The sequence below is a fragment of the Terriglobia bacterium genome (genome assembly GCA_020072565.1).
Classification (GTDB): Bacteria; Acidobacteriota; UBA6911; order UBA6911; family UBA6911; genus JAFNAG01.
The window spans coordinates 31,317-56,457 of sequence record JAIQGI010000034.1; the positions used below are offsets into that span (position 1 = coordinate 31,317).

17 protein-coding genes are annotated in these 25,141 nt (G+C 58.7%); 7 read left to right on the forward strand and 10 right to left on the reverse strand.

Annotation, left to right across the window (positions count from 1 at the left end; all coding sequences use genetic code 11):
* Positions 1-81 precede the first annotated feature (81 nt).
* Positions 82-1,746: a tetratricopeptide repeat protein gene (locus tag LAP85_19530; GenBank protein ID MBZ5498593.1), complete on the reverse strand. Its 1,665-nt coding sequence runs from the start codon at positions 1,744-1,746 to the stop codon at positions 82-84.
* Positions 1,747-2,109: 363 nt separating this feature from the next.
* Here LAP85_19530 and LAP85_19535 point away from each other — a divergent pair, with 363 nt between their 5' ends.
* Positions 2,110-3,213: a hypothetical protein gene (locus LAP85_19535; GenBank protein ID MBZ5498594.1), complete on the forward strand. Its 1,104-nt coding sequence runs from the start codon at positions 2,110-2,112 to the stop codon at positions 3,211-3,213.
* Positions 3,214-3,244: 31 nt separating this feature from the next.
* The gene (locus tag LAP85_19540; GenBank protein MBZ5498595.1) at positions 3,245-4,333 is read left to right on the forward strand and encodes a hypothetical protein; all 1,089 of its coding nucleotides are present in this window, start codon (positions 3,245-3,247) and stop codon (positions 4,331-4,333) included.
* A 34-nt stretch (positions 4,334-4,367) separates the two neighbouring features.
* Here LAP85_19540 and LAP85_19545 read toward each other — a convergent pair whose 3' ends face one another.
* The gene (locus LAP85_19545) at positions 4,368-5,465 is read right to left on the reverse strand and encodes a VWA domain-containing protein (protein ID MBZ5498596.1); all 1,098 of its coding nucleotides are present in this window, start codon (positions 5,463-5,465) and stop codon (positions 4,368-4,370) included.
* Positions 5,466-5,939: 474 nt separating this feature from the next.
* Between LAP85_19545 and LAP85_19550 the strand changes: the two genes are divergently transcribed.
* The gene (locus tag LAP85_19550) at positions 5,940-6,782 is read left to right on the forward strand and encodes a hypothetical protein (protein MBZ5498597.1); all 843 of its coding nucleotides are present in this window, start codon (positions 5,940-5,942) and stop codon (positions 6,780-6,782) included.
* Between the two features lie 83 nt (positions 6,783-6,865).
* On the opposite strand, the gene LAP85_19555 is transcribed toward LAP85_19550, so the two are convergent.
* The 4 genes from LAP85_19555 to LAP85_19570 form a co-directional block, all read right to left on the reverse strand.
* Positions 6,866-7,897, reverse strand: a complete 1,032-nt coding sequence (locus tag LAP85_19555; protein ID MBZ5498598.1) for a carbonic anhydrase — start codon at positions 7,895-7,897, stop codon at positions 6,866-6,868.
* A 131-nt stretch (positions 7,898-8,028) separates the two neighbouring features.
* Positions 8,029-9,264 carry a serine/threonine-protein phosphatase gene (locus LAP85_19560; GenBank protein MBZ5498599.1) on the reverse strand — a complete coding sequence of 412 codons (1,236 nt, stop codon included), beginning with the start codon at positions 9,262-9,264 and terminating at the stop codon, positions 8,029-8,031.
* A 75-nt stretch (positions 9,265-9,339) separates the two neighbouring features.
* Complete coding sequence (locus LAP85_19565; GenBank protein ID MBZ5498600.1) at positions 9,340-12,828, reverse strand: protein kinase; 3,489 nt, start codon at positions 12,826-12,828, stop codon at positions 9,340-9,342.
* Positions 12,829-12,973: 145 nt separating this feature from the next.
* A complete protein-coding gene (locus LAP85_19570; protein ID MBZ5498601.1) occupies positions 12,974-13,405 on the reverse strand; it encodes a DoxX family membrane protein in 432 nt (143 codons plus the stop codon).
* Between the two features lie 152 nt (positions 13,406-13,557).
* Between LAP85_19570 and LAP85_19575 the strand changes: the two genes are divergently transcribed.
* Together LAP85_19575 and LAP85_19580 are read left to right on the forward strand one after the other, a co-directional pair.
* A complete protein-coding gene (locus LAP85_19575; protein ID MBZ5498602.1) occupies positions 13,558-14,130 on the forward strand; it encodes a hypothetical protein in 573 nt (190 codons plus the stop codon).
* Between the two features lie 23 nt (positions 14,131-14,153).
* Positions 14,154-15,623 (forward strand): flotillin family protein, encoded by a 1,470-nt coding sequence (locus tag LAP85_19580; protein MBZ5498603.1) that lies wholly within the window; start codon positions 14,154-14,156, stop codon positions 15,621-15,623.
* A gap of 77 nt (positions 15,624-15,700) precedes the next feature.
* On the opposite strand, the gene LAP85_19585 is transcribed toward LAP85_19580, so the two are convergent.
* Positions 15,701-16,420 carry an MlaD family protein gene (locus LAP85_19585; GenBank protein MBZ5498604.1) on the reverse strand — a complete coding sequence of 240 codons (720 nt, stop codon included), beginning with the start codon at positions 16,418-16,420 and terminating at the stop codon, positions 15,701-15,703.
* Between the two features lie 335 nt (positions 16,421-16,755).
* Between LAP85_19585 and LAP85_19590 the strand changes: the two genes are divergently transcribed.
* Positions 16,756-18,714 carry a peptidase gene (locus LAP85_19590; protein ID MBZ5498605.1) on the forward strand — a complete coding sequence of 653 codons (1,959 nt, stop codon included), beginning with the start codon at positions 16,756-16,758 and terminating at the stop codon, positions 18,712-18,714.
* 128 nt (positions 18,715-18,842) lie between these two features.
* On the opposite strand, the gene LAP85_19595 is transcribed toward LAP85_19590, so the two are convergent.
* The 3 genes from LAP85_19595 to LAP85_19605 all read right to left on the reverse strand — a co-directional run bounded on the left by LAP85_19595 (position 18,843) and on the right by LAP85_19605 (position 23,800).
* Positions 18,843-22,103: a CusA/CzcA family heavy metal efflux RND transporter gene (locus LAP85_19595; GenBank protein ID MBZ5498606.1), complete on the reverse strand. Its 3,261-nt coding sequence runs from the start codon at positions 22,101-22,103 to the stop codon at positions 18,843-18,845.
* A 71-nt stretch (positions 22,104-22,174) separates the two neighbouring features.
* The gene (locus tag LAP85_19600) at positions 22,175-22,339 is read right to left on the reverse strand and encodes a YHS domain-containing protein (GenBank protein ID MBZ5498607.1); all 165 of its coding nucleotides are present in this window, start codon (positions 22,337-22,339) and stop codon (positions 22,175-22,177) included.
* Positions 22,340-23,800: an efflux RND transporter periplasmic adaptor subunit gene (locus LAP85_19605; protein ID MBZ5498608.1), complete on the reverse strand. Its 1,461-nt coding sequence runs from the start codon at positions 23,798-23,800 to the stop codon at positions 22,340-22,342. It abuts the gene before it with no gap.
* A gap of 587 nt (positions 23,801-24,387) precedes the next feature.
* Between LAP85_19605 and LAP85_19610 the strand changes: the two genes are divergently transcribed.
* Positions 24,388-25,083, forward strand: coding sequence for an FKBP-type peptidyl-prolyl cis-trans isomerase (locus LAP85_19610; GenBank protein MBZ5498609.1), 696 nt, complete (start codon positions 24,388-24,390; stop codon positions 25,081-25,083).
* The last annotated feature ends 58 nt before the right edge of the window (positions 25,084-25,141 follow it).

Here is a 25,141-nt window from a genome sequence, read left to right on the forward strand (position 1 = left end):
AGAAACGCCAGGGCGCGAAGACGCAAGGAGATCAGTTTTTCCTGGCGGTTTCGCGCCCTGGCGTTCTGCCGGTCTTTAGGACTATGGCTTTATCTGAATCAGAACAGACTGCAGGATGGCCTTGGTCTTCTCATCCTGTACGAAGGCCGCAACCGAGAGATCCTTCGGGTCGATCGCATACTTCTTTTCAGTGAAGGTGAAGGTGTTGCCGCGATGGCCGCCCGCTTCGTATTCGTCGAGGTGTTTTTTTATCGCGGCGCTGATGGCATCGAGATCGAAATCCCAGGTGCAGGTTTGGGACTCTTTGGATTTGATGCTGACGCCGGTGCCATCGGTGCCGGCCATGCTGCGCACGACCATCGGATGAAAGCGGACGCCATTCTCGCCCGTGTAGCGCAGCTTTCCCTCTACCAGCACGATATGGAGCTTGAGGTCGGGAGATTCACTCGTCACCTTGTCCACGACGACACTGGTCTTGACCGTACTGCCGCTCATCACCGCATTGAGATTCAGTCTTGCCCCTGCGGGAACTTCTAACTTCTTCTCGATTTCCTTCGTGATTCGATCATATACGCCTTTCGTTGCGTTCCTCGCGCCGCCGCCTACAGTAGTCGCTCCATCGATAGCAAGTGTCGGGACCCCCCTCTCGGCATAATACTTGAACCGTGCCGTTGTCTGCGGGGTGGTCATGGGATCGGGTTGGGGAATGTGCTCGTGGTACATGATCACGACCAGTTCCCGGGTGCTATATCTCTCTCGCGCCAGATCGGCGGCCAGATCGGCCGCGACACACGGCGGGCAGCCCGAGCCGGTGAAGACCTCGGCGAGCACGACGCGATCAGTGCGCTTGGCCGAAGCTTTGTAGGGCTCAACTTCAAACGGCGGTGGGTTGAGTTCCACATACTTCGTGTCCAGCGTCTCTTCGAGCCCGGCCAAGGATCCGTTGTGAGACTTGGCGTAGAGTGTGTTCAATGCCTGGCGCGCGGCTATTGGCATCTTGGCGGCTGCTGCCGCATTGATGTAGGCCGCGAGCGCATTATGGCTGTCCCCGCGTTTGTTGTAGACCTCAGCAATGGCGAGAGATGCCGTTGCGAGCTGCGGATTGGCCGCCAGCGCATCCTTGAGGCTTTTCTCAGCCGCATCGAGCTTCCCCTGCTTCAGATAAATGCGCCCCAGGGTCACCTGCAAATTGGTCTTGAGACGGCCGAGGTTCGCCTGGGGGTTTGCATTCCCACGAGCGTTCGGATTCGCCGGAGTACTCGGATTTGTCTGCGGGGGAGGATTCGCCTGCGATAGTGCTTGTTCGCCCTCGATCAGCGCCAGGCCCGCGCTCGCGAACGTTTCCGCCTCATTAAGCAGGATGCCGGCATCGCTTAGCTGGCTGCCCAAAGAGTTAAACAGGTTGGCCTTCATCTGGACCTGGGCCGGAGCCTTGTCGACGGCCTTGTAGGCTTGCTCCAGGATTCTAGCTTTTTGATCAGGGTAATTTTTGACCAGCGTATCAAAAATGGCCTGATAGGCTGAGAAGACCATCGTGCTGTCCGGAAAGTCCTTTGCGAACTTGTCCAGCGCCTCAATCTTTTTGTCGGGTTCCTTGATTGCGGCGGCCTCGGCATAAGCCTTGCGATCCGGCGCCATTTGGGGCGGAGTCCCCTGAGGCGGGTTCTGACCCGACGCCGAGACCACAAATGCCGCCAGCACCAGAACCGGCAACAGGCTGAATAACAATCGCAATGCTTTCTTCATGGAAGCGCTCCTTTCCTCTCCGGCACGCGCAGATTGCCACATGCTTATAGGCTATTCTCTCCGCTGACGCAAGTTGATTCAGGGGGCCCTATCTGCAATTGTCGACAATCCGGCGAAATATCGACGATTGCAGATGCGGCCCGCTTCTGTAAGGCACAATTTGCCGGGTCGCCTGTGGAAACTATGAAATGCACGGAACACAAGAAAACAGTTTCGTTTGTTTCATGGTTGCTGGTTTGGTTTTGGGCGCCAGGCTGCGCCGCGTTGTCTGTGTTGAGTTTTCGACTTTCTATCCGGCACGTTTGGCAATAAACTGTCCTTCTGTTTTGCCTTTTGCCCATTGCTGAGGATCAGGAGTCGTCCATGCTTCGAGATGCCTGCAAGCACGGCCTGCCGGTAGTGCTGCTTTTATTTGTCTCTCTTGCCGCTACCTCTTTATCCCAGGTATCCACCGAGAAGGAGGCCAGGGATATCTTTCAAAAGTTGATCGCGGTGGCGGGAGTTTCTTTTCATGAAGACAAGGTGCGGGAGGAAATCAAGGGGCTTCTGCCCAGGGATGTGAAGCCTGTCGTGGATGAAATAGGCAACCTCGTCGTGATTCTCGGCTCCGGGAAGCCGGAGATCATGTTTATCGCGCACATGGACGAGATCGGACTCGAGGTGACGGAGATCAGCCAGGACGGCACTCTCAAGACAAGGGTGAGGGGAGGATCTTATTCGACCATCTGGGAAAGCAAAGTCGTCAAGATCCACACGAAAACGGGTGTGTTGGACGGCATCATCGTGCCCAGGAAGAGCTATCGGGAACAAACTCCCGCCGACCATTCCGGCAACGATCTGGTTGTGTACGTCGGTTCAAACAGCAAGGCGGCGACCGAAGCCCTCGGAATTGCACAGGGAGACTTTATCGTCCAGCCGAAGAGAATTATTTCCCTCGGTAAGTATAAGACGGCCGCAGGTTCGACGGACGACCGGGGCGGCTGCACCGCCCAAATTCTCGCGCTTCGGCGGCTCATGGGAAAAACTCTGCCCAAGACCGTGGGCTTTGCCTGGGTAGTACAGGAAGAAACGGGCCTGAGCGGTTCTCGCGGGCTGACGAAGACGTATTCGCCCAAATATGTCCTTGCCGTCGACACGTTCGTCTCGTCGGACGCCCCCTTTGATCCCAAAAACATCGGCTACGCGCCCCTCGGAAAAGGTGCAGTGCTCAGGGTTTTCGACAACAGCAACATCACTCCCCCTGATGTGTTCGACAGGATCAGAAGAATCGCTGAGGTCCGAAAGATCCCTGTGCAGTGGGGGATCACGAGCGGAGGCAACGACGGATCCGTTTTCCTGGCGGAGGGGTCGATCGATGTCCCGCTGTCCTGGCCGGGAATCTACTCCCATTCCTACGTGTCGGTGATGGACATCCGGGACATGCTTGCCCTGTCTGATCTGATTGTCGGGATTTCGGAGTCTTTCTGACAGGCGGCACTTTTCCCAGGCGGAGGAGCAGGTGAATATCTTCAAACATCCTTTGTCATGCATCGTCTTTCTTATCATGTGTACTTGCGCGGCCTCGGCGCAGCAGGCCGCCCCGAAGCTCAAAGACGCCTTTGTCAGATATGCAAGTGTGCAGGCGGTCACAGGTCGCGAGTCGCAGTTCATCGGGTTTCTGAAAAGCCAACTCCCAGCCGGCGCCAAATCCGAAATAGACAACATGGGCAACCTGACCGTGCAGATCGGCGACACTGCTCCTCAGCTTCTGGTGGTCACGGCGGTGGATGAGCCCGGCTTTCTTGTAACGGATATTACCGACGACGGCTATTTGAGAGTCACATCTCCGGGCGGAAGAGCGCCGAGCACGCTGTTTATTCAGTTCCACGAAGGACACTATGTAGATATCGCGGCCAGGGGCGGGGTGATCCACGGCGTGGTTGCGCTTCCGTCCTCCCACCTGGTCAGAGGACGCAGGGAGAACCTGACGCTGGATCGCTTTCTGATCGACATCGGCGCGCGTTCCCGGCAGGAGGCACTGGCGACGGGAGTGCAGATACTCGACCCGGTGACCGCGGTAAAAGACATTGCCTCTCTCGCGGAAAATCGCCTCGCCGGTCCGATGTTGAGCCGCAAATTTGGAGCCTTCGCACTCCTGGAAGCGCTGAAGGGATACGGTGTGAAGGCAGGCAAGAGTGTTGTTTTTGCCTGGACTACCCAGAGCGGGATGAGCAACTCGGGGGTGGCTCGACTGGCGCGGAGGTTCTCTCCCAGACAGGTGCTGGTAGTGGGAGGGTTTCAGCGCTCCGCCGCCCGTGACGCCAAGGAACCATCAGAAATCCTCGACAGCGGCGTCCTGGTTCCGGACGGAACCTCGCCGGGCGGCGCGAGCCAGCTTCTTCGCTCATCCACGGCTGTTGCAGGACCGGGGATTAAACTCACGCCTGCGCCGGCCGGCGCGCTTCCGGAAGCCCGGGCCTTCACAGCAAACGCCGATGTATTTGCTGCGGCTATTCCCGTCGCATATCCCGGCAGCCTGGTTGAGACGATCGACCTGGACGACCTGCAGCAGTTGATTGAATTCATAAAAATCGTCGTCGGCCTGTAGCTTCACCAGCCGGGTCGCTGTTTCCGGACGCTTGTCAATCGGTCGATTTTTCGGCGCGGTAGCCTGTGCGCGCGCGGACTTTGGCCCCGGACACATCGACTTTGACCCGGAGGCGGCGAAAGGAGCCATCGCGTTTCTGGTTGGCCGGGTAATAGCAAAGAGTGTACTGGCGGCGCAACTCCGTGGCAATTTGCGAGAAAGCGTCCTTGAGACTGACGATGGTCTCGGCGTGATAGAGCCTGCCGCCGCTGTGGCTGCTCAGATTGCCTAGATACTTGACGGCGCGACCATACAGTGTGCTGAAGCTGACGTACCCCGGTGGCAGGGGCACGTGGAAGCGGTCGGACATGCCGTCTTTCCTGGTATCGTACTGAATCGCGTAGACGAGTACATCGGATTTTTCGATCGTGGCCAGAGTGTCCGCCGAACCCGCCTCCAAACTCTCGTTATCCACGCCGTCTGTAAAGAGCACAATCGCCTTGCGCCCTGGAACACGGCTGAGGCGCCTTTTCGTGACAAGGTTCAGCGCGTCGTACAGCCGGGTCCTGCTGCCCGTGTTGTGTGCCCGGAGTATGGATTGGCGCAGCCGGGCACGGTCCACGGTAAAGTCTGAATCAAAGTAAACCTCACTGTCAAAAGACACGATCATGAGGCGGTCTTGCGGTCGCAACGCGTCCACAAAAACAGATGCAGCATTCTGCATTTCTTCGAGCTTGAAGTGCGTGCTGCCCGAACTGTCGATCATGAGAACCACGTTGAATGGGTCAACTTCGGGAATGAGTCTCTCGATCTTCTGCTCCACCCCATTTTCGAAAACGTGAAAGTCCGATTCCTTCAGATCCGGAATGTAGTTCCCCTTGCTGTCGGCGACAATCACAGGCACAGTGACCAGCGAGACATCCACCTTGATGATCTGCCTGCCGATTTCCTGCCTTCGTCCCGATAAAACGCGTGCGCTCCCGCCTGCCGGCAAGGCAGTGACCGCGGGATAGTCTCCCATGCCAGCATAGAGAGGCCGTGAGCCCCTCAGGAGTGCGAGGAAGGGAGTTGCGAGCAGGGCAATGAAAACGAGATGCGCCATGGCGGTTGCGACCGGCCGAATGCGCAATTGCGTCAAGCTGTTGCTTTTCACTAGTATTTTCGAAGCTCCAACCTGAATCAGTCTACAATCATACCGATCGGCGTAGCCAACCTAAAATGTGTCGGCGCCGTTTACAATGCCGTTGTAGCGCTAACTCCTGCATTGAGTGGCGTTAACATTCTCCCGGTCTGGTTGTCCCGCCGGCCGGTGTCGGAGTCTTTTACAATCCTTCAATTCGCACCGGGCAGCAACCTGCCGATTTTGCCTTGCCAAGCAACTCACTAAGCCCAATGAATGCAGTGCGCTACGGGCCCATTCGGGAGATGCCGCGCCTTCAGCTTGCTTTTGTGGCCCCCGAATTGCCAATAACCAACGTGGCAGCTTAGCAAACAGCTTTCGACAACGCAGCATTCCCCCCGAGCTGCCTTCTTCGAATAGCCCAGTTGGCGGCTGAACGCGTGACAAGCAGGCGCGCTGCTTGTCACGCGGTTCAAACCTTGTACCTCCGATCCGTCGAGGAAGGTCATGAAAGTGATCGCAAGCATCTCCCTGATTGCCTTGTCACTTGTTTTCTTTCCTGCTCCTGACGCGTCGGCTTTGACCGTCGTAGCCAGTTTCATTGGGGGCAATCCGCCTGCCAACGCGGCCGGCGGTGGCAACCTGCAGGATATTGTGAATGCAGCGGCTCGGATTTGGGAATCGGCCTATTCTGATCCGATCGCAATTACTCTCTACTTCGGGTGGGCTCCGGTTGGCGACGCCGGGACTCACGCTCTGGTCGAACAGGGCGGCACCCCGAATCGGGAAATTATCGGAGTCATCCTTTTTGACAACAGCGGCTCGGTCCCCTATTATCTGGATCCGACCCCGGATTCCAACGAGGAGTACGAACTCCGCACGGAGCAGTACCAAAATCTGGGCGGCGGTTTCATCAATGTGGCGCAGGTTTTCAGCAGTCCGGTTGGGGATGCTGTCGGGCATACCGACCTGCTGACGGTGGTTCTTCATGAAATCGGGCATGCCATGGGTCTGTGCGCCGCCAACCTGTCGTTCGTAGAGGCTGCGGGGCAGGGCGTCATCCGCATCAACCCCGGCCGTCCCTATGCGGGAACAGTAATTCCGCTCGCGACCAACAAGGCCGGCATCACATCACACTTTGACCCCCTGAAAATCACCTACGGTTCTGTGATGGCAGGGATCAGCGGCGACGAACGCAGGATAACGTCCGCACTGGATATCCTTGCCAATGCACAAATAAGCGGCTTCACGATAGAGAGCACCAATCCGACCCAATTCACCCAATCCAGGGTATCGCCCTCTCGCGGCGCCGGCCGCATCGAAGCGGGCTTGCGGGTGGAGCGCAAATAGCAGATAATCATCAAAAGGGTTATCCGTGCCGGGATGCCAGGAAACCTGGGTTTAGTCGCGGCCGCGTGTCTCGGCGGCCCAAGTCAGTCGAGGATTCGCTTCAGAATCTCCCCAAAACCAAACTTGTCGGCGCTGCCGGAACGGATAGCGTCTTCCAGATACGCCAACGCGCCCGGGAGGTTCGGGTACCGGGCCTGGTAGGCGTTGACGACCTTCTGCAATTCGGAGAAAACGTGGAAGGGGTTTCTTTCCTGTCTCCAGATCGACCTCAAGTCTGCGATGGTCTTTTGCATATGCTGGTTCTGTCGCTCCCGATTGAAGAAATCGCGCAAAACCAGCGCCGCCTCGACCACGGACCCCGGAGCGGCTGCCGACTGATCTGTTTTTGAAGCTGGTTGTCCGACGATGATCGGCCCTTTCTTAGGCAGCGGTTCGGCCTGCGCGTGCGGGGGCACAGGCGGGATGCTTGGAGCCGGCACATCAGTCACAGCCTCCCGTTTCTCATTTTCGCTTCCGGGGGGAACCACCTTCTCCTCTATCGCTACGCTCACCGGCGTTGCAGTGATCTCGTGCACGAGGTCCCCGTCTACCACCACCTCGAAGGTTCCCTTGTTTGTGTCAAAGATCAGGCCGTGGATTTTTACCTCTCGCGGCACGAGTCCGGATTTATGCAGATAATCGATGCTGCTGAGGAGATTGTCGCGGATGCTGGCAAAGGCGCCGAACCAGGCCCGGAGGTCTTCATCGCCAAATACGCTGCGCGGGATGCCGGCCTTGCGGAAGTTGTCCGTAACCTCAGAGACCGAAAAGCCTGACATGCCACAATCTGTGTGCCCCACGATCACGATTTCCCTTGCATTCTTGGCATAGAGCGCAACCGCTAGGGACCGCAGCGCATCGGGGACCTTCGCGGAAAGCTGGTTTCCGGCCGTGCGGATCATCACCACCCTGTGCCGCGGCAGTCCCAGGGCGGGTTCAAGGAATCCTGTGAGCCGGGGGTCGATGCACGCGATGACGACAAACGGCTGTCCGTCAGGATCAAGGAATCGAGGCGTTCCAGCGAGGAAGCTCTTGTTGGCTTCACCGATCTGGCGCAACAAAGTAGATTCGGTCATGGCCATCCCGTTCCGTGGGTTTATGCAATCAGTTCGCCGCTATTCTAATCCATATGAATCTGAAATTCCCTAGAGTCTTTGCGCCATTGAGTTTTCTATCCATCGAGGGGAGGTGTACCGCCGCCTTCGAATCAGGCGCTGCGCGCGATCGCCATCAGGGTTATGTCGTCCTTGAGCCGGGCCGGGCCGCAGAACCGGAGCACGTCGCTCACCAGTTCATGGATGAGCTCGCCGGGGGGTAAGGAGGCGTGCGCTTGCAGAAATGCCGCCACCCTCGGCTCACTGTACTCCTCCTCCTGCAGATTGAACGCTTCTGAAATGCCGTCTGTGTAAAGCAGCAGGCGCTCTCCCGTATCGATTTGCGCAGTCCCGGTTTCGAGGATCAAATTCGGGTCGATGCCCAGAACCAGGGAAGTAGCGGGGAGGCGTTCGAGGTCATGCCCCTTGCGCATGAGCAATGGGGCGTTGTGGCCTGCGTTCACATAGAGGAGGTCTCCTGCCATCGTGTCGAGTTCGCCGTAAAACAGCGTCACCAGACTGCTTGCCGGAATATTGGCGCAGAGGTAGCTGTTGAGCTTCGCGATCAGATCCGCGCCCCGATGTCCGGCCGCCAGCAGGGTGCGCAAGCTGCCCTGCAGCAGCGCCATCAACAGGGCCGCCGGCATTCCTTTTCCGGCAACGTCGCCCACAACGACTCCGACGCGATTGTTGTCGAGCTCGATGATGTCGTAATAATCGCCGCCCACGGTATTGGCGGGCCTCATATAGCAGTGAATGGCGATGCTGTTCTGATAGAAAGGCCCCGGTGGCACGAGACCGAACTGGATCTCCCGGGCGATCTCCAGGTCCCCTTTCAAGTCGAGCTTGTCACGGAGTTCCATAAGCAAGAGTAGAAAGAAAATGGCAAAAGCGCAGAACAGCCAGAAGGCTCCGGAGCTGGAGGATACGTCGGCCGACCGGGTCTCGAAAATCAGGAGCTGGATCCATCCCAATAGGAACGCGAAAATGGCCACTGCGAACGCGATGCGACGCGCAGGACTGAGCCTGTAAGCCAGGGCAATGAACACCTTCCATGCGATTGACGGATAGCGCTTGTGCCAGGGGAGAGGTTTCAAGGCGGCAAAGTCGATTTCGCGCGTGAAGAAGCGGAAGGTCTCGCGCGGGTCGTGCTTGACGAGATTGGTCAATTCCTCACGGGTGACCCCTCTGGTAAACAGGTCCTGGAGGCTCGAGAAGACGGAATCCAGGGTGCGAGCCCCCTTCCGCGTCGAGGCCTGCTCAGGGCGGGGGCTAGCCCCATTCTCGAAGCGGGCGGTGAAGTCGGCCAGGCGCTGGCTGAAGTCCGAGAACTGTTTCTTTAAGGTCATGGTCGGCTCCTGAGAAACGCGGTCCTCGACTTGCACCCCATTGTGCCTGAATGCAATGTCAGATGGTATCTGACCTCATCTGCCGGTGGCCGAGAGAGTCTTCTCCAGGCTATGAGCATCCTTGTTCAGAGGGAGGTCTGGGTCGGCCCCCTTCCAGAGTGCGAGGAATTGCCCCAGGACGCGAAGCGCCTTTTCCTGTTGGCGCCGGGCAAGATAGAGCCGCGCCAGCTGGACGTGCGCGGCAAACCAGGGCTGCTGAGCCTCCCAGCCGTGCGCCTGGCTGCGCATGCCCAGGAGCGCCTCATAGGATGAGATCGCGTCATCCGGCTTGCCGGCAATCTGCTGGGCTCTGGCCAGGCTTTCCAGAGTAAGCGGTGATCGCTGTTCGCGGTCGGCGAGCAGGAGGAGCCCGGTTGCTTTCACAGGGTTTCCGAGCGCGAGCTGGAGTTCGCCCTCCAGACGATGCAGGTCACTATTTTGTTGGGAGTCGTTGGGATTAAGCTTCTCCTGGATCTCCTTCTGTATCCTTGCAGCCTTCTCCGTAGAGCGACCGCGAGCGTAACCGACCCCAAGGCGCGCGCTCAGCCAGGTCACCGGAGGAACCATCCTCAGACACGTGGCGGCTTTGTCGAGCTCGCCTTGGGATCCGGCCAGATCACCCTGGCCGTCGAGGAGGATGGACATGAAAAGATGATTGCGGGCCTCGCTCAATGTTGCTTTACCGGAGGCGTTCAGGAGAAGCGCCTCCTGCAGCTTTGGCTTGGCGTCGCGATACTTCCCTTGATAGAGATCCAGCAGGGCCAGCGAGCGCAGCGCGTTTGGTTTCATGGACGCAGACGCCAGCGCCTGCGAAAACACCTGGCGGGCTTTTGCAAAGTCTCCCGCGGATGCGAGGGTAAATCCATATTCATGGTTGAGGTTGCCGCTGGTCACCCAGGACGGTTCGAGTTGGAAGGCGCGATCGTACGACGACAGCGCCTCCTGGGATCGATCCTGCAGGGAGTAACAGGTGGCGAGATTGATGTGAGCCCCTGCCCAGTTGGGTGCAACCCGGAGCACCTCCGTGAACTGCTCGATGGCTTTGTCGATCTCCCCGTGATCCCGCAGCAGATTGCCGTAATTGTACCGTTGGGCCACACCGTCCGGATAGGAACTGAGATAGACGTCGTAGAGATTACGGGCCGTCTCGAACGTCCCGAAATTGCTTTCGTACTCCAGCCGTATGCTCTGCCGCTCCCGGTCGGTCGTGCGATCGGCGACGCTGAGCGCCTTCTCGAAGTGTGCCTTGCCTTCGGGTTGATTGTTGAACACAAAGCTGCAGAAATATACGCCTAATGCCGCATGCGCCATGGCAAAATCCGGGTCCTGCTTGACGGCAGATTGCTGCAGCTCCAGTGCGGATTCGTATTCTCCCTTACCCCACATTACCAGTGCTTCGGAGTATGACTTCAGCGCCTGCAGTGACGGGGTGGTCACCCTCGCCAGCGGCATGTTGCTGACTTCGATCTGTGAAAAAGACTCTCCCAATCCTTTGCGTACGGAGGCGGCGACGGCATCGAGAGCCGGGAGAATATGGTCTTCATCCGCAGCTTGCTCGGCGTAGGACCGCACGGCCCCTCCCGTCCGGGGATCCACAATCCGGGCGGTCAGCACAAACCTGTTGCCGACCTTGCCGATGCTGGGGCAGATGAGGCCGCGGATGCGCTCTCTCACACAAACGACGAGCCCGACCTGCTCGTCCACAGCGACATCCGGTTGTTTCCCCATGCGCTTCAACACCTCCGGCATGCGCGATTTGGGAAAGACATTCGCGTGTCGGGACTGGGCCATGCTGACTGAAAAAGCTGTCCCCAGAGACTTGTCGAACATCTGATTTCCAGTCTCGTTCTCGAAATCCGAGATCAGAATCCAGTCGCGGGCGGAAAAGGAGAGAACAGGTCGAGGGGAGAGCGTCCACAAAATCAGGATCACGGAAGCCACAAGAGTGAGCGCGGCTGCAAAGCCGAGCAACCACTGGCGGGAACGAGACACAGGCAACCAGCCCCAGCCTCGTTCTGCGGATGCTTCAGATTTGCTGCCTGTCATCGCCGGCGGTGCAGCGGGTGATTTGCCGGCAGACAGCTGGCCGGCGGCAGATGGTTGTCCTGCCGGCCCCGCCTCAACGGCGGCCCTTGCACCCGGAATCGACGGGGTTTTCACCCATGGGAGGGCGAGGCGGAAAACTCGAAGCGGCCGCTCGATTTCTTCGAGTTGAGGCTTGTCGACAATCTCCACGAGGGGGAATTCAATTTTGTTACGTACCTGATGAGCAACGTCCTCTGAAATGCAGATTCCGCCCGGTTCCGAAAGAGGTTTGATGAGCGAGGCGAAGTTGACGCCGTCGCCGAACACGTCGTTGTCGCGCCGCAGAACGTCGCCGAGGTGCAAGCCGATCCGCAGTTCTATGCGCCGGTCCGGTGGAACTGTCGAGTTGCGCTCCGCGAGCGTCTGCTGGATATCGATGGCGCACTGGGTCGCCTGCAGGGCGCTCGAAAATTCCACCAGGAAACCATCCCCGATCGTCTTGATTTCCTGCCCGTTGTGCCGGGGAAAGATAGGACGCAGCAGCCGCCAGTGCTCTTCCAGGAGTTGCATGGCGAGGGCTTCGTTCCGCTGGATCGCTGCTCCATACCCCGCTATGTCCGTCACCATGATCGCTTCCAGGCAACGCCCCTCTTTGCGCGAACCTTCCGCTCGCACCAACCGCAGGTCCGCCATGAGATCGCGGAAGCTCTGATAGCGATCACTGGGATTCCGGGCCAGCGCTTTCCTGATGAGGTGGTTCAGAAGAGACGAAATTCCCGAAATGTTCTGGATCGAGATCGGATCATCGCTAAGGATCGCATGCGCCGTTTCTGCGACGGACGATTTCCGGAACGGGTGGGAGCCGGTCAGCAGTTCGTAAAGAACTATTCCAAAGGCGAAGATGTCGGATCGGGCATCGACTTCCTGTCCGCGCAACTGCTCGGGGGCCATATAGTCGATGGTGCCCACAATGGCTCCGCGCGCGGTGAGGGATGTAGAGGCCGTTTGAGCGTCGACATCGGCCGGCAATCCCACCAGCTTCGCCACCCCGAAGTCCATCACTTTGATGTGGCCGCTGCGCCCGAGCATGACGTTCGCGGGCTTGAGGTCCCGGTGCACGATGCCGTGATCATGAGCAACCTGCAGCGCTTCCGCAACTTCTGTCGCCACATGGATTAGATCACCGAGGGGCAGGGGACCCTCGACAAGGCGGTCCTGCAAAGTCCTGCCTTCGATGTACTCCATTGCGATGTAGTCGTGATCGTCGCACTCGTCAGCTTCATAGACCTTGCAGATGAACGGGTGGTCGAGAATTGCGGCAGATTTGGCTTCCCGGAGGAGCCGCTTCCTTGCCGACGGATCCTTGCGCAACTCCTCGGGCAGCAATTTTATTGCCACCTTGCGATCGAGACGAGTATCAAGCGCAAGGAATACTTCACCCATGCCTCCCTGCCCTAATTTCTCCAGAATGCGGTAGTGAGATAGTGGCCGGCCAATCATAGGTGGCCCCCGCAGTGAGAGGTTCACATCAAGGTTACCTTGAACAGAAAGCATTATACGAAATAATCATTGGCGAGACCATTGGTTCCACCGGCCTCGCCGCGATCTCAGCGAACACCGCGTGGAGAGCCTTCGGACTATGAAATCAGTTCTGCTGGCTTTGCCACCGTCCGCGGATCCTGGTCTCTGCGGCCAGGAAAACCGCCGGCACGAGGAACAGGGTATCGCGCGCGATTGTCAGAAAAGAGATCCGGTCGCCGGGGCCAAAGCAGCCGCAATCCGCGTCGATGCCGCGGAAATAGGTGACGGCCAGGATGACGCTGAACATGAAAAGCAATCCAACCGTGGCCGCAGCAACATAGCGCGTCTGCCAGCCGACCAGTAACAGGGCCCCCAGTGAGACTTCGACCCAGGGAAGATAGGTGATGATGGGCAGGATCAGGCTTTCGGGGAACAGTTGATAGGTTGTGAGCGTCGCGGCAAATTGCAGAGGCGACTGAAGCTTGATATAACCGCTGTAAAGGAAGATCCCCGCCAGGACGATGCGGCTAACCCAATTCAGAGCGCGAAAAACCATAGTCGAAACCTGTTGTCGGAAGCACGGCATCTTAAAAAACCAACGCCGGCCCCTGAGGCCGGAACTAAATGATACACAAAGGATCGGGTTTTGAATACAATGAGCCGACAGCTGATCTCCGTTACTCGATACTTGCCCAGGGAGAAACGCCCATGTCTGTCTCACTCGTCTATGGCCTGAGCTTTTTGGTCGGTCTCGGCTATGCTGTGATCGTCGGTTTGGCGGGACATCTTTTCGGCGGCGACGGTCACGATCTCCATATGGATGTCGGAACGGATCTGCCGATCTCCCCGTTGAGCCCAACCGTGGTTGCCACGTTTCTCACCGGATTCGGCGGCGGCGGGCTCCTGGCGAACTCCTATTTTCAACTCTCGGTGGGCAAAGGTGTGCTGGTGGCATTGCTAACGGGGATCTTGCTCAGCGGCGGAACCTTCGGCGTGCTGACTCTGCTCTTCAAAAACACGCAAGCGGGAAGCGAGTACTCGATCGACGACATGATCGGCCGTGTGGTTCAGATCATTACGCCCATTCCTGAGAATGGCACCGGCGAGGTCGCGCTCGTCGCCAAGGGAACGCGCATTATCGGGCCGGCGCGATCCGAGGATGGTAAGGCTGTTCCGCGCAACACGCCCGTGGAGATTGTCCGAGTGGTTGGAAACGTATATTACGTTCGCCTTGCCGCAAAATCCGCGGCACGGCCATCCGAGGGAACTGTTCAGCATTGATATGACTTCCATGAGGTAAGACTATGTTTACCGACATCAACGTGGTCTTGGTCATTGCAGGCCTTGCGCTCGCGTTCATCCTGGCCGTGTATGCGGTGGCGCGCCGCTACAAGAAGGTCGGCCCCAACCAGGTCATGATCATTTCCGGCCGCAAGTACAAGATCAAGACCGCGGACGGGCGCACCGACGAAGTCGGATTCCGCATCCGGCGCGGCGGCGGCGCCTTCATCCTCCCGCTGGTCGAAAAAATCGACCTCTTGAGTCTGGAGATCATGACCCTGGATATCACGACCCCGGAGGTCTACACCCGACCCGGTGTGCCGATCATGGTCGAGGGGGTAGCGCAGGTGAAAGTGGGCGGAGACGAGCAGTCCATCCGCACGGCCTCTGAGCAGTTCTTAGGCAAGACTCCCGAGCAGATCAAGGAAATTGCGATGCAGACCGTCGAAGGACACCTGCGTGCCATCGTGGGCACGATGTCGATCGAAGACATTTACAGGAATCGCGACCAGTTTGCTTCGTCGGTCCAGGAGGTTGCAGTTTCCGACCTCGCCAACATGGGCATTCAGATCGTGTCGTTTACCTTGAAGGACATCCGGGACCAGCATGGCTATCTCGAGGCGCTGGGCAAGCCGCGCACGGCTGAGGTAAAACGAGACGCAACCATTGCGCAGGCCGAGGCGGATCGCGATTCAACCATTAAATCCGCCATGGCGCGTCAGGCGGGCGAGACGGCCAAGTTCCAGGCGGAAACCCAGATTGCCGAAGCTCAGAAGAATTTCCTGCTGCAAAAAGCCGGGTTCGATGCCTCGACCAATGAAGCCAAGGCGCAGGCGGACCTTGCTTACGACCTGCAGCGTTACAAAACGAACCAGCTGTTGAAGCGCGAGGAAGTGCAGGTCGCGGTCATCGAGAAGGAGCAGCAGATCGTCGTGCAGGAGCGCGAGATTCTAAGGCGTGAAAAAGAACTCGAAGCCACGGTCAAGCGCCAGGCCGACGCCGAGCGCTACAAGATCCAGACAGAGGCCGAAGCCAATCGCTTCAAGTTCGAAACCGAAGCGCGCGGCCAGGCGGAGGCACAAAAGGCGAAGGGTTTTGCGCAAGCCGAGGTCGTAAAGGCGACCGGTACCGCCGAGGCGGATGTCGTCGCCCTCAAGGGTTCAGCCGAGGCGCAGGCGATGGCCAAGAAAGCGGCGTCCTGGAAAGATTACAACCAGGCGGCCGTGGTGCAGCTCATCCTGCAGGCTCTGCCGGAAATCGCTCAGGCGATCGCCCAGCCGCTGGCCAAAACGGAATCCATCACGATCGTCAATACTGGAGGTGACGGTTCCGGGGCCGGTGCCGGCAAGGTCACACGCGATGTTGCCGAGATCATGGCCCAGCTGCCGCCGATCGTCGAGAACCTGGCCGGAATCGATCTGAAGAAGCTCATCGACCTGGTTCCGCAGCTCAAGGCCGACCAGCCAAAGAAGCCCGGGGCTGACACAAAGTGAGGTGTGAAGAAAGCAACGATTCCGTTTTTCCACATCCTGCATCGCCGCCGAAGTGGAAAGGCGGAAAGTCCCCATCTTCACTTTTTTAGTTTGTCGATCTCGTCCTGAATCCGGCGCGCACCGGCCTCGTCCCCCTTCTTTCGCATCCAATCGCGCGCCTGTTCGAGTTTTTGCATCACGGCGTCGAACTCCTGCTGATGATCTTTGCGAAACTGCTCCAAGCTCTCCTTGGCTTGCTTCGTTCCTTCCTCAGCCATAATCTTCAGCTGCACAAGGGCGGCTTCGACTTCCTTCCGATAGGGTGATTGTTTGTACTCTTCCAGAAGTTGCGCGGCCTGATCTTTGAGCTGCTGCCAGTACGCGAGGGTGAGCTGTTTCCCTTGCTCCACCAAGGTAGGCTTCGGAGGGCTGATTCCTTGAATCCTCTCGCCGTCGGCAAAGGCAGGGCCGGGTTCGGAAGGGGTCTCGACTTCGATGGCGTTGCTGCCGACGAGTCCGAAAAGCGCCGCCCGCTTCAGCGTGAATTGGGTGCCGCGGGTAATGCGCGCCGCATAATCTTCGTTCAGTCGGACCGTGACCCCGATCTGATTGTCGACGAGGGGCTCAATCTTCACCACCCTGCCCACCACGTAGTTGTGCCAGACGACCGGGTCCTCCCGCTTCAGCTCGCCGATATCGGGGAAAAGGACCACAAGCGTCCGCGGACCGCCGCTGACCAGAAGCCAGATCAGAGCCGCCAGCGCGATGACGGCCGCGCCTACGCTCAGCCACAGCCCCCTGTTTTCTCTAAAAGACATGGCAACCTCCGCTGAGGTCTGGAATTAAGTGCCATCATAGCACTACGACGGCAAAAAAATCTCAACGCAGAAATCGCGGAGATCGCGGAGAACTGGAATGTCTTTAAGGTCTTTTTCTCTGCGGTGTCCGCGGCCTCTGGGTTGAGCGTGCGCCTGCAGGTGAGCAGCAGAAATTTGTGGCATTCGCAGGGCGGGAGTTTTATCTTGTCCCTTCAGTCTTTTGGGCCGCTGGCGACAAGGCCCGGCAAATCCCCGCGATTGGCTGCCGCGGGGGAATGCCGGCAGCAGCGGACTGGCCGTTCCCGATCCTGATCCGTCATAAAAGGAGACAGCTTATGAAAAGAACCGTAAGAGCCCTAATACTGGCTTGTTGTGTGCTCTCGCTCGCCGTCTTGAGCGACACTCCCGCCCAGGTGCAAGCCCCCAAGGACGGCCAGTCCAAATTCTGGATCGTTCCCGGCCTGCGCCAGGGTCCCAGCTATTTTCGTCGCAACATCCTGAAAGAGACCACGCCCCTTGTGGAAGGGGTCATGGATTTCAAGCACTACCATAAGTACACCGAGCAGGTCGAGTTTTTCAAGAAGTGGGAAAAGCAGTATGCCGATCTGGTCGACCTGTACGTGGTCGCGCAGAGCTATGGGGGCATTGATATCTACCAGCTGACTGTGACCAACAAGAAGACCGGCAAGGCCACCGACAAACCTGCCATGTACATCGAAGGCAACCGCCATGCAGGGGAAGTCACCGCGGCCGAATCGGCGCTCTGGATGTTGAACTATATGCTCACCAATTACGGAAAGGATAAGGAAGTTACCCGCCTTCTGGACAACTTCACCTTCTATTTCCGGCCCTGCAACAATCCCGACGGCAGTCTTCTCTATCTGGAGACGGCCCAGACTTTGCGCAGCACAATTCATCCTTATGATGACGACGGCGACGGCCTGCTCGATGAGGACCCGGCCGATGATATCGACGGCGACGGCTTCATATGCCAGATGCGCATCAAGGTGCCCATGGGCCAGGGAGATTCCATTATTGATCCCCGTGATCCGACCGGCCGCCTGATGAGGCGGGTCCAACCGCCGCAGCAGGGCGATTACCGGGTGATATCCGAGGGAATCGACAACGACAAGGACGGCCGTGTCAACGAGGATGGTATCGGTGGGCTCGATCTCCACCGAAACTACGTTGAGAACTGGCGGCCCATGACGGAAGAGACCGAGCGTGGATTTACTCAGGGCGGTGCCGGCGAGTACCCCCTGTCGGAAATCGAAACCCGCTCCGTGGTGACGTTCCTTTTATCCCATCCGAACGTATCGGTTGCCAACTCGATGGATACCACCGTCCCCATGCATCTGCGGCCGCCTTCCACGTCACCCAGCGATGAGCGCATGTATCCGGACGACCTCGATCTTTACAAAACCTTCGATAAAAAAGGGAAAGAGATTACCGGCTACGCAAGGGCGGGCGACGTTTATATGGACTATAGCGGCGGCCGCGGCAGCCCGCTGTTCGGTCACGGTCCCGATTTCGGCTACTGGTACTATGGCGCCATCTGGTACGGGGATGAGCTCTATGACGGTGGCCGCTCCATCGGCGATTACAACAAGGATGGTGTCACCGATGACTTGGACCGGCTGCAATACAGCGACAAGGAACTCAAAATGCCTCGTTTCCACCCCTGGAAGAAGGCCATTCATCCTGACTATGGCGAGGTGGAAGTAGGCGGCTTCGACGGCAAGTTCATGAGCCAGAACCCGCCCCCCGAAAAGCTTGAAGAGTGGGCGGAAAAAGAGGCACGCTTCAACCTGATGCTGGCGGCCAGCCTGCCGCACGTTGAAATGCAGGAACCGAAAATCACCGGCCAAGGTGACGAATACACGATCGAGGTCAATGTTCAAAACCAGGGCTTCATTCCCACGGCCCTGCGCCAGGCCCAGCTGGTCAAGATCGTGCGGCCCGACACTGTTTCCCTGGTATTCCCGCCGGGAATGATGCAGGCGATGGGAGGACGGGGAGGGTTCGGAGGCCGGGGAGGCGGCGGAGGCAGAGGCGGTCGCGGCGAGGCTCCGCCGGCTCAGCCCGCGACTCCGAGTCAAGACAAGGTGACCATGGTGGAGCCGCAGGGCCGGCCCGTAGTCACGATTGACCGTCTCGCCGGCAATGAAGCCAAGCCGGCGACCTTTAAAGTTCGCCTCAACGGCATTGCCGGCACCGAGTGTACGGTACGCTACGCTTCTACCCGCGGCGGTGTCGTTGACAGGAGGATCTTCATCGGCAAGAAGCAGGACTAGACGAAACACTCATCGATATATCGACAAGGGCGAACCTGGTGTTCGCCCTTGCCCCGGAACCACGAAACACACCAAAGACGTGCGACGGGTCCCGCAGTCGCATCGGTCTCATGACTCGGTGATCCTTGTCATGCCGTCAGTGACTTCCTGACCTCGAAGTTCCACTTCCAGATCTCGTAAATCGCGGGATACACCACCAGTTCCAGCAGAAACGATGTGAAAATCCCGCCGATCATCGGCGCCGCGATCCGCTTCATGACATCCGAGCCCGTCCCGGTGGCCCACAGGATCGGGACCAGCCCGAGGAACGTGGTGGCAACGGTCATGAACTTCGGGCGGATGCGCTTAGCGGCTCCGTGGATGATGGCGTCGCGCAGCTCGGAGAGGCTGCCCAGCCGTCCCTCCTTTTTCGCCTGTTCGTAAGAGAGGTCGAGGTAGAGCAGCATGAACACGCCGGTCTCGGCGTCGACCCCGAGCAGTGCGATCAGCCCGACCCAGACGCCGATGCTCATGTTGTAGCCCAGCAGGTAGAGAAACCAGATCGCCCCGATTGCGGAAAAGGGAACAGCCAGGATGACGATCAGGGTCTTGGTGATTGCCCGCGTGTTGAGGTACAGGAGCAGGAAAATCAGGAACAGTGTCAGCGGCACGACCAGCGTCAGCCGCTGCTTGACCCGCTGCATGGCCTCATACTGGCCGCTCCAGAACAGGGCATATCCGGGCGGCAGTTGCACCTTGCTCCTCAGGATCAGATCCGCCTCTTCGATGTAGCTTGCCGGGTCGCGCCCGGCGATGTCCACATACACGTAGCCGGTCAACAGGCCATCTTCGTTGCGCAACATCGATGGCCCGGCGGTGGCGCGGATCTCGGCGAGCTGTCCAAGCGGGATCTGTCTTTGCCCTTCTCCCACCGGCACCAGCACCCGGCCCAGCGCTCCGAGGTCGGACCGGAAATCGCGCATGTAGCGGACGTTGACGGGGTAGCGCTCACGTCCCTCGACGGTGGTCGTGACATTCTCTCCGCCGATCGCGTTTTGCACCGCACTTTGAGCTTCGTCGATGCTCAGCCCGTAACGGGCCAGCTCTTCACGATTCCAGGCAAAATCGAGAAAGTATCCGCCCCCGGTGCGCTCCGAAAACACGTTCCGGGTTCCTCGAACGTCGGGCAACAGCGCTTCGACCTGAGTGCCGATTTCCTCGATCGTCTGCAGGTCGGCGCCGGAGATCTTGAGCCCGATCGGGGTGCGCATCCCCGTAGTCAGCATGTCGATCCGGCCTTTGACGGGCATGGTCCAGGAGTTCGAGACTCCCGGGAGCTTGAGAGCTTCATTCAACTGATTGACCAGTTCCTCCTGCGAGATGTGATCAGGCGTGATGCGCCGGAAGATGGGTTTGATCCACTCGGGCGCCCAAGAGGAGTACCAGGTCCCGATCCTGCGCCACTCGTTGTCGGGTTTGAGGGTGATGACGGTTTCCAGCATCGAGAGGGGCGCCGGGTCGGTCGGCGTTTCGGCTCGGCCGGCCTTGCCCAGCACGCGATCGACTTCCGGGAATTGCTTGATGATCCGGTCGGTGATCTGCAGCAGTTTTTGGGCCTCGCCGATGGAAATGCCCGGCATGGTGGAAGGCATGTACAAGAGCGAGCCCTCAGCGAGTGGCGGCATGAATTCCGAGCCGAGCTTCAGGTAGACCGGGATTGTAAGGACGACCAGCGCGCAGGCCACCCCGATGACGCTCCACTTCCAGCGCAGCGACCAGGCCACAACCGGTTCGTAAAGGCGGATCAGCCGGCGGCTGATCGGATGCTTGTCTTCAGAATGAATCGTGCCGACCAGAAGGGCGTTCGCGGCCTTGCGCAGCCAGGCCGGGCGGAACTCAAAGTTCTTGAGGTGGGTGAACATCAACCGCAGAGCCGGATCGAGCGTGATCGCAAGCGCCGCTGCCACGATCATCGACAGGTTTTTCGTATACGCGAGCGGCTTGAACAGGCGCCCTTCCTGCGCTTCCAGTGTCAGCACCGGGAGGAACGAAACCGCGATCACCAGGAGCGCGAAGAAGCTGGGTCCGCCCACTTCCTTGACAGCGTTGATGATGACGGTGCGGTAGTCCTCTTTCCGGTCGGTGCGCTGCCAGTATTCGAGCTTCTTGTGCGTCTGCTCGACTACGACAATCGCGGCATCCACGAGCGCCCCGATCGCGATGGCGATCCCCCCCAGAGACATGATGTTGGATGTGATCCCGAGAAACCGGAACGGGATGAACGAGATCAGCACTGCGATGGGTATGGTGATGACGGGGATCACAGCGCTGGGGAAGTGCCAGAGGAAGATCAGGATGACCAGCACCACGGTGATGATGACCTCGATCAGGGTGGACTTCAGGTTGTCGATGGAGCGCCGGATCAACTCGGAGCGATCGTAGATGGGGACGATCTTTACGCCGTGCGGAAGGCCGGGTTCGATCTGGCGTATCTTCGCCTTGACGCGCTCGATGACGTCGAGCGCATTCTCTCCCTGCCGCATCACCACGATGCCGGAGACGGTTTCGCCGGTGCCGTCCAGGTCGGAGACTCCTCGGCGCAAATCCGGGCCCAGCACGACCTGCCCGACGTCCTTGACGCGAATCGGGGTGCCGTTATCGCTGGCGATCAGAACGATATTCTCAATGTCGTGGATCGAGCGGGCATAGCCGAGGCCGCGCACCATGTACTCGGTGCCGCCGAACTCGATCAGGCGGCCGCCGACGTCATTGTTGCCGCCGCGCACGGCTTCCACGACGCGGTTGATGGCGATTCCGTAAGCTTGGAGCCGGTTGGGATCCACATTCACCTGGTACTGCTTGCCGAATCCGCCTATGGGTGCGACCTCGGCGACGCCCGGGACCGACTTGAGGTAATAGCGGAGGTACCAGTCCTGGTAGGAGCGCAGTTCCGCAAGGCTGTGCTCGCCGGAATTGTCGACAAGGACGTACTGGAATATCCATCCCAGGCCCGTGGCGTCGGGGCCGAGTTCGGTTCTCACGCCGTCGGGGAGGCGGGCCAACACGCCGGAGAGATATTCCAGCGTGCGCGAGCGCGCCCAGTAGATATCGGTGCCGTCCTCGTAGACGACATATACGTAGGAGTAGCCGAAATCGGAAAACCCGCGGACCGCCCGTACCCGGGGTGCGCCCAGCATTGCCGTAACAATCGGATACGTGACCTGGTTTTCGATGATGTCGGGGCTGCGGTCCCAGCGCGAATAAACGATCACCTGCGTATCGCTCAGATCCGGAATCGCATCGAGCGGCGTGTGCGTCATCGACCACCACCCACCTATAGCGGCGGCCAGTGCCAACGCGATAATGATGATCTTGTTATTTGCGGAGAATTCGATAATACGATTAATCATATGAGTCCGTGAATGTCGTGTCTGTTGTGCGGGGCCTGTGCTTCGAGTTCCTGAACAGGCCGGAGCGCCGGCTATTTCCTGACGTATTTCTCGGGACTCTTGTCAAACTGCGCCTTGCAGGAGTCGGCGCAAAAGTAATAGGTGACCTCCTTATATAGGCTCGTCCTGCCCACTGCCTTGGCTTTGTCGCGGTCCACGTCCATGCCGCACACAGGATCCTTGCATTTGTCGGACATCTATTTCCCCTTGATGGCAGCTTTCGCCGGTGCCTTTTCCGCGTACTGCTTCGGATTCTTGTTAAACTTCTGTTCGCAATCGTCGGAGCAAAAGTAATAGGTCTTCCCCTGGAAGTCTGTTTTTCTGCCTGCCGCGATTGCTTTGCTCAAGTCTATATCCATGCCGCAAACCGGATCCCTGGCCGCCTCTCCATAGATTCCCGTGGCCGCAGCCTTCATGCGGCTCTCAGAGTCGATCAGGAAGGTGCCCGAGACGACGATTCGTTCGCCCGCGTTGAGTCCCGACCGGATTTCCACCCGGTTGTCAAACCGCCACCCCGTTTCCACGGTGCGCGGCTCGAAGAATCCGTTGCCGCGATCGACAAAAACCGTCTTGCGCAGCCCGGAGTCCACCAGCGCGTCCGCGGGGACGACGAGAGTTGCCGGCATATACACCGACATTTCCACGTCCACAAACATCTCGGGTCGGAGGACATACGCGGGATTATCCACTTCGAGTCGTACCTTGAAGGTTCGGGTGGCGGCGTCGAACTGGGGCAGAACATCGCTCACTCGAGCCGTGATCTTCTCATCGGGCTCACCCGGAGGCTTCACGACGGCAGTCACCCCCGGACGAATGTCTCTGGCCTCCGTCTCAAAAACATCCGCGACCACCCAGACGTGGCTGAGATCCGTAATTCTGTAAAGCTCGAAATTTCGCTCGAAGCGCAGGTTGGGGAAAATGTTGCGGGCCACCACAAACCCCTTCACCGGCGCCCTGACCTCGATCTCCTGGGCAGGCGTGCGGCTGCGCTCGATCTCCTGCAATTGGGTCGCGCTCATGCCGAGAGCCATGAGGTTCGCTTCGGCCGCCTTGATCTGAATGTTTGCCGCACTGACCTGATTCTCGGACCCCTCGGCAGTTTTGTACCGTTCCAGAGTGTTAACAGCAAAAAAGAGCGCCTGCTCACCCGCCAGCAGGTCTCGGCTATAATAGGTTGCGAGGACCTGGTCGTTCTCGACGAGGCTTCCGGTGGTGCCGCCCCGCAATGCCCGCACCCAGCCGTCAGTGGGCGTGATCAGGCGATAGATACGGTTTTCGTCCATCGTCACCCGCCCGACAAGCCGGATCGCGCGCGTCCCCGACACACGCTCCGCCGTGGCCACGCGCACACCGATCACTTGCTGTCTTTCCGGGCTGACTCTCGCCGACCCTGGAGGCATGGATGCCGACGCTTGTTCAGATGAATCGGATCCTGGCGCTCCGTCGGCATAAACGGGCTCGAGCGGCATGCCGCAGTCCGGCGCGTTCCCCGGCTTGTCGGATTTATATGCCGGGTGCATCGGATCAACATAATAGAGAATGCGGCGGCTTCCGGGAGGGTCAGGCTTGCCTGATATCCGGCGGTAGTGCCAGGAACCGGCCAGAAACGCTCCTCCCAATAGAAGAGCCGAAAGAAGCCCGTACACAACTTTCTTCATTATGAGTTTCCACCTCTCTCAGTCGAATAGTCTTCGTCGCACTCAGCAGCCGGGTCTTTGCTCCAAAAATACTATTGAAACATAAAAGATTAACGCAAAGAAGGCGCGTCGGGGAGTAGCGAGCGCAGAGATTTCGGGATTGAGCATGTCAAAACCCTGCATCCTCCGCGTTGAGATGCCCAAGGTGGTCAAGAGATTTCACCGGCGAACAAGAGATACGGTACCTGCTCGTCGTTTCAGCCTACAGGCGCACTTTATATCGGCATACCTGGATCTCGCCGGCTTCAGGTTGCCAGCCGCCGCTTCATGCTGATGATGAAACGATGCTCCTATTTTTTCGATCCTCAGGCGGCAGGCTAATATGATCGCAAACGATATGTAACTAGGGAGTTCCCTTGGTTTTGCAGCGGACATCCCCTAGAACTTTCGTGGCCGGGGCAAATCATCAAATCCCTTAACGCCGGTCAGTGAAATTCCGCATCGGCCACTATCAAACCAGCGCTTGGGGGAAACCTGCTGATCCGATGGAAGGGGGTTTGCTATACTATGCAGCCTGCGAAAACATCCGCATTACGAAAGGAGCTGGAATGAAAACTCGGTGGATGACGGTGCTTGCAATGGGGCTGCTTGCCGGGATCACCGCCGCGCAGGACACTGCGGTGCTCAAGGGCCCGAAGGAGAAGCGGAGCTACGCTCTCGGCATGGATCTCGGGAACCAGCTTCGGAGGCAGGCCGTGGAAATTGATCCGGATCTCTTTCGTCAGGGTCTCAATGATGCCCTTTCCGGAAGCAAACCGCTGCTGACCGAAGATGAGGTTCGTGCCACGATCACCGAACTGCAGAACGAGCTGATGAAGAAACAGGCGGAGGCAGCGAAGATGCTCGCGGAGAAAAACAGGAAAGAGGGGGAGGCATTTCTGGCTGCGAACAAGGCCAAGGAGGGGGTGGTCACCCTGCCGAGCGGCCTTCAGTACAAAATCTTGACGGCGGGCAACGGACAGAAGCCCACGGCCGATGACACGGTCGTCTGCAATTACCGCGGGACCTTTATCGATGGCACGGAGTTCGCCAGTTCCTACAAGGGCAACCAACCCGCGCCTTTTGCGGTCAAGGGCGTCATCAAAGGCTGGACCGAGGCCCTTCAACTCATGCCTGTCGGATCCAAATGGCAGCTCTTCGTCCCCTCCAACCTTGCCTACGGCGAGTCCGGCAGAGGGCCCGCCATCCCGGGGAACGCGACGCTCATTTTCGAGGTGGAACTGATCTCCATCCAGGGCAAATAGGGATGCGGCAAATTTCGTCTTTTTGACGGATGTCGCCGGGTCGCTATTTCAGGTGCAG